Below are 5809 nucleotides of genomic sequence, written 5' to 3' on the forward strand. Positions count from 1 at the left end.
TTATATGAGGATTCAACCTTGTTTGAATTCGTTTATTTTTGAATTTAAAAGTTTCAGAAAAAAGAATAGCTTATCATTAAAAACATAATGATGAGTTTCAGACAGATTGCAGGCTAAAAGTTTTTTTTCTATTATCATATTTATAGACCTATCTCTAAACATGGCGAAGAATTTGAATTTAGGTATCTGTCCTTCCATATCTATTGTATGTGAAAAATGATAAAACCAATTTACTTTATATTTAAGGTTAAACATTTGGGCTTATAATTTTTAAACAATACCCTTCTTATAATGTTCAGCCTTACTTGTAAATCTTAATACTTTATATCTCTTTGTGAATTTTGATTTTCGTTTGATTGTTATGATAATTAAATGTTTTTTGTCTATGCTTCCCCTATAGGGCCCACTATGGGAGGCAAAAATCCGGGAGAATTGTCTGCTGATATCGTACCATTTTGCGCTTCAAATCTATTGATATTTTCATTAAGCGCATATAACAGGCGTTTGGCATGTTCCGGTGTCAAAATAATTCGGGATTGAACTTTTGCTTTTGGAAGTCCTGGTAAAATACGAACAAAGTCAATAACAAATTCGGAAGAAGAATGCGCTATAATTGCCAAATTGGAATAGGTTCCTTGCGCTATATCTTCTGGTAACTCTATTTGTATTTGATTGTCTTGCTCATTTTTGTTTTCCATAAGTCGGCTTTTTGTCGTTTTTATCTATTAATCTCTTCTATTTATGCAAAGGAAGACAAATATCAGAGAATTTCAAAGCAATGCATATATATTTTATAACACAATTATACATATTTTATAGCATTTACGAGGCTTTTAGATTGTTTCTGTTTTCAATGTTATCTTTTTCAGTTTCTATCCTTATAAGAGCGGCTCTTTTTCTCTTCTTTCTCAATACTATAATTTGCGCTATTGTGCCTATTACTCCGAGTCCTATCATAACAAACCGCATTGTACCATAATTAAATACGACGAATGCGGTAAAAAAGATCATGCACCACATCAAACCGATTGATATAGCTAATCCTTTAAGACTAAAGCCTTCATTGACGCGTTTGATGTATTTACCTGTAACTTTATTATCCATAAGCTTTTTATGTAATCTAGGGGAACCTTTGGCGAACAATACTGCAGTAAGAAGAATAAAAGGGGTTGTTGGCAAGCCAGGAGTGATTATACCTAGTAAGCCGAGGCTTAGTGTGATTAAGCCTAATATTATATATAGATATCTTATCATTGTGCGTTGTGTTTACTAACCTATTTGTACACGAATAAACAAAGAAATGAAAAAAGAATGAAATTTCCCACGGATAATTCTATTTTAATAAATGTAATTTGTGAAAATTGTTGGATTTGTTCTAAAGTTTAATGTAATATTTCTAAATGATTGAGGTTGGGTGTAAGTTAAACACTTACTGATAAATCCGTATTAGTATCTATGTCTTGAATAATTGAAATGTTGAGATTCTTTGCTAGATTATGTTGTAATAATCCTATATTCAGGTGTTTGTGTTTTGTTGCCTTCGAAAATAAATGATATTATTATTGCCCTTGATAAAAAAAAGATTAACTTTGTTCCCGAAATACAGAATATTAATTGCCTAAGAGTAGGTGTTATATTTTGTTCCCAAAAGTTGGGAGAGTCTTTTCCTTTTCTGTGAGGGAAGTGAGGGAAAGGCTTTAGTGGTAACCTAATGATTATTTTATGAAGTATCTGAAGTACTTCTTGGTTGTAGGCATAATCTTTATAAGTTTATCATCTAATACATCAAGAACTTCTAGTCTTTCGGAAGGTATTTATCCGGGAAACCTGTTACCTGATATTAAAAATTTAGAGAACGAATCAGGAACAAAAATTAATTTATCTGATCTAAGAGGTCAAAAAGTATTGGTAAATTTCTGGGCTGCTTACGATGCCAGTTCCCACAAGGACAATGTTCTTCTTTCGCATGTGATTGAGAAAAAGAATTATCCAGTGAAAATGTTATCGGTTTCTTTTGACAAGAATGAATCGGTTTATGAACGAACTTTAATGATGGATCAAATTGATAGGAATTATCAATTTATGGTAAAAGGAGATGTTCAATCCGATTTATTTAAGCGTTATCAGTTAGAAAGAGGCTTTAAAAATTACTTACTGGACGAAAAAGGAGTAATTGTAGCTATGAATCTTTCGCCTAACGATTTAGATCAGTTGTTGAACGAGAATTAAATTTTTCATTTATTATTAAAGCGTATTATTCGATAGGATGATACGCTTTATTCATTTTATAGATTCCTTTGATAATCTATGTGTATTTATGATTGTAACTTTTACTTTCTCTTATTACATTTAGTTTATCTTTGTGCTTTAGAAATTAAATAATTTTATAAACGATAGATAAACATTCATCTCAGTAGAATGTTTTATAGTAAAGTATGAGAAAAATAGTTATTGCAATCGATGGCTTTTCTTCGAATGGAAAAAGCACTATGGCTAAAAGTTTGGCGAAAGAAATAGGATATATTTATATAGACAGTGGTGCTATGTATAGAGCGGTTACTTTGTACTGCATACAACATGATCTGTTCGATGGAGATAAATTAAATGAATCAGCTCTGCATAACGAAATACAAAATATAAAAATTGAGTTTCATTTGAATAAGGATACAGGCATGCCTGAGACATATCTAAATGGAGTGAATGTAGAATCTGTGATACGTAGTATGGAGGTTTCCTCAAAAGTGAGCCAAGTGAGTGCTGTTGCTTTTGTTCGCCGGGCTATGGTGGCTTTACAGCAAGAGATGGGGAAGGCTAAGGGAATTGTTATGGATGGGAGAGATATAGGAACAGTTGTTTTTCCTGAAGCCGAACTGAAAGTATTTGTGACAGCAGATGCTGAAATAAGAGCGCAGAGACGGTTCGATGAATTACGGTCAAAAGGAGATGCAAAAACTACATTCGATGAAGTATTAGAAAATTTAAAGTCCAGAGATTATATGGACCAAACGCGTGAAGAGAGTCCGTTGGTAAAGGCCGATGATGCTATTTTGCTGGATAATTCATATATGACCATTGACGAACAGATGCAATGGTTGCTTAATAAATTCAAACAAATAACAACAAACTAAATGAGTAATATAGAGATAGACGCAAAATCCGGTTTTTGCTTTGGGGTGGTCAATGCTATAAAAAAAGCAGAGGAAGAATTGGCTAAAGGAGGAATATTGTACTGTCTTGGTGATATTGTCCATAATAATCTGGAAGTCGACAGGCTGGAAAAACTTGGGTTAAAAACAATTAATCATGAAGAATTCGCACAATTAAGAAATGCAAGAGTGTTACTAAGAGCTCACGGTGAACCACCGTCCACATACCAGACAGCAAAAGAAAATAATATTGAGATTATAGATGCTTCTTGTCCGGTTGTTTTACGCTTGCAAAAAAAGATTCACGATAAATATGATAATGAAAAAGATAACAATACTCAAATTGTTATATATGGTAAGAATGGACACGCAGAAGTAAATGGTTTGTTAGGGCAAACAGAATCTACAGCTATTGTTATAGAAAAGAAAGAAGATCTGGAAAAATTAGACTTTTCTAAAAACATATGTTTGTTCTCTCAGACAACAAAACCTCTCGATGGCTTTCAGGAAATTATAGATATAATGGAATCCCGCATGATCGGCGATGCTAAATTCGAGTTCTTCGATACTATTTGTCGTCAGGTATCCAACCGTATTCCGAATATTAAAGAATTTGCATTAAAGCACGATATAATTTTCTTTGTGGCTGGCGAAAAAAGTTCGAATGGTAAGGTTCTTTTTGCAGAGTGCAAAAAATATAATCCAAATTCTTATTTTATCACAACACCTTCCGATATTGATCCGAATGTTGTAAGTAAAACTGCTTCTATTGGTATTTGTGGAGCCACATCTACACCTAAATGGCAAATGCAGGATGTAGAGGCTAAAATAGATGAAATTCGATTGCTTAAACATTAGTCAAATTGCTCAAAAAAGTTAGCGATATCCGTTATTTTATTCTTATTTTTGTATGGCATTTTAAAATTGACAAAAAAGAATAAAATATAAGTGAGTAAGACTATGGCTAAAATTAATTGTATCGGTATTCTGACATCGGGAGGAGATGCTCCCGGGATGAATGCCGCTATTCGTGCTGTGACCCGATCTGCGATTTATAACGGATTAGAAGTAAAAGGTATAATGCGTGGTTATAGAGGATTGATCTATGATGAAATAGAGCCTTTTAAAACCAATAGTGTAAGTAATATTATACAACAGGGTGGAACTATCTTGAAAACCGCTCGTAGTAAAGAATTTCAGACTGCGGAAGGACGACAGATAGCATACGAAGCATTGCAACGTGAAGGCATAGATGCATTAGTTGTCATAGGTGGTGACGGGTCATTGACTGGAGCTCGTATATTTGCTCAGGAATTTAACTATCCGATAGTTGGACTACCGGGAACTATTGATAATGACCTGCAGGGTACGGATCTTACTATTGGATATGATACCGCACTAAATACAATAATGCAGGCTGTAGATAAAATACGTGATACAGCTAGTTCACACGAACGATTATTCTTTATTGAGGTTATGGGGCGTGAATGTGGATTTCTAGCTCTGAATGGCGCAATAGCTTCAGGGGCTGAGGCGGCTATTATACCCGAAATGATGCTGCAGCAAGACCAATTAGCTGATCTTATTTCAAACGGATTTAGAAAGAGTAAAAATAGTAGCCTTGTTCTTGTTACTGAAGGAGATATCACCGGAGGTGCTATGGCTATGGCTGAGCGTGTGAAAATTGAATACCCTCAATATGATGTCCGTGTTACGATACTAGGACATGTACAGCGTGGTGGTTCTCCTACAGCGAATGACCGAATATTGGCTAGTCGGATGGGAGCGGCGGCTATTGATGCTTTACTAGATGGTCAGCGTAATGTGATGATCGGTATACAAAACGATGAAATAGTTTATGTGCCGTTTTCTAAGGCTATAAAGAAGAATAAACCTGTTCAGCAGGATTTATTAAATACATTAAAGGTATTATCTATTTAATATTTAAAATAGAATATTTTATAATTTAAAGAGCAGAGTCTATTAAACCAGACTCTGCTTTTGTATAATAAAAGGTTAATCACCAAATCAATACAATATGGAATGTTTCTGAGTCTGGTTTTATTTTAGTGCTAAAATCAGAGTAAGTGAGATAAAAGCTTATTCCATTCGGATAAAAATCGAAATCGTAAGTTTGAGTCCAGAAAAACTCTCCGAGTTCATCCTCTTCGGCTTTATGGAGAACCATAGGCATTCCATTCTTTACTCCTTCTGCTGTTTCAATGTAGGCTATAACAGAACCATTATCAAAAATAGCACGTGTTAATTCTTTAAAAGGTTTGTCTACATAGTAGTAAGAATTTAATTCATTCGGATTTCCCATTAGTTTCCATTCGCTTTTGTCTATAGTAATGGCTGTTGTATACCAATTTGTCCCGTATCCGGGTTCTCCTTGAGGCCCTGTAGGGCCTTGCATTCCCATAGGACCTTCGCATGCAATAAATACAAATATAGTTAATATGAATAATAGTACTTTTTTCATAATTAAAATGTATTTTAGTTTAATAATATTTTAAGATCTGAACTATTGTAGCTAGCGTCTTCGACTGTGTTCTTTATCTTGTCTTTCCTGTTGTTCTCTTTGTCGTCTGTTTTCAGCTTCTTTTCGTTCTTTATCTTGTCTTTCCTGTTGTTCTCTTTGTCGTCTGTTTTCAGCTTCTTTT

Annotated in this window: 7 protein-coding genes; 4 read left to right on the forward strand and 3 right to left on the reverse strand. The window is 34.0% G+C overall.

The window, feature by feature from the left end; genetic code table 11:
* Positions 1 to 383: 383 nt before the first annotated feature.
* Together JGH11_RS10470 and JGH11_RS10475 are read right to left on the reverse strand one after the other, a co-directional pair.
* Positions 384 to 698 carry a DUF3467 domain-containing protein gene (locus JGH11_RS10470; RefSeq protein ID WP_201111540.1) on the reverse strand — a complete coding sequence of 105 codons (315 nt, stop codon included), beginning with the start codon at positions 696 to 698 and terminating at the stop codon, positions 384 to 386.
* A gap of 124 nt (positions 699 to 822) precedes the next feature.
* The gene (locus tag JGH11_RS10475; protein WP_201111541.1) at positions 823 to 1254 is read right to left on the reverse strand and encodes a YbaN family protein; all 432 of its coding nucleotides are present in this window, start codon (positions 1252 to 1254) and stop codon (positions 823 to 825) included.
* A 468-nt stretch (positions 1255 to 1722) separates the two neighbouring features.
* Here JGH11_RS10475 and JGH11_RS10480 point away from each other — a divergent pair, with 468 nt between their 5' ends.
* The 4 genes from JGH11_RS10480 to pfkA all read left to right on the forward strand — a co-directional run bounded on the left by JGH11_RS10480 (position 1723) and on the right by pfkA (position 5087).
* Positions 1723 to 2229 carry a peroxiredoxin gene (locus JGH11_RS10480; RefSeq protein ID WP_201111542.1) on the forward strand — a complete coding sequence of 169 codons (507 nt, stop codon included), beginning with the start codon at positions 1723 to 1725 and terminating at the stop codon, positions 2227 to 2229.
* Positions 2230 to 2435: 206 nt separating this feature from the next.
* A complete protein-coding gene (gene cmk, locus JGH11_RS10485) occupies positions 2436 to 3128 on the forward strand; it encodes a (d)CMP kinase (RefSeq protein WP_201111543.1) in 693 nt (230 codons plus the stop codon).
* Positions 3129 to 4004: a 4-hydroxy-3-methylbut-2-enyl diphosphate reductase gene (locus JGH11_RS10490; protein ID WP_201111544.1), complete on the forward strand. Its 876-nt coding sequence runs from the start codon at positions 3129 to 3131 to the stop codon at positions 4002 to 4004.
* Between the two features lie 102 nt (positions 4005 to 4106).
* Positions 4107 to 5087 carry a 6-phosphofructokinase gene (pfkA, locus tag JGH11_RS10495; protein WP_201111545.1) on the forward strand — a complete coding sequence of 327 codons (981 nt, stop codon included), beginning with the start codon at positions 4107 to 4109 and terminating at the stop codon, positions 5085 to 5087.
* 79 nt (positions 5088 to 5166) lie between these two features.
* Here pfkA and JGH11_RS10500 read toward each other — a convergent pair whose 3' ends face one another.
* Positions 5167 to 5628, reverse strand: a complete 462-nt coding sequence (locus JGH11_RS10500; RefSeq protein WP_201111546.1) for a hypothetical protein — start codon at positions 5626 to 5628, stop codon at positions 5167 to 5169.
* Positions 5629 to 5809: the final 181 nt, after the last annotated feature.

This window comes from Dysgonomonas sp. Marseille-P4677 (assembly GCF_016652235.1).
Classification (GTDB): domain Bacteria; phylum Bacteroidota; class Bacteroidia; order Bacteroidales; family Dysgonomonadaceae; genus Dysgonomonas.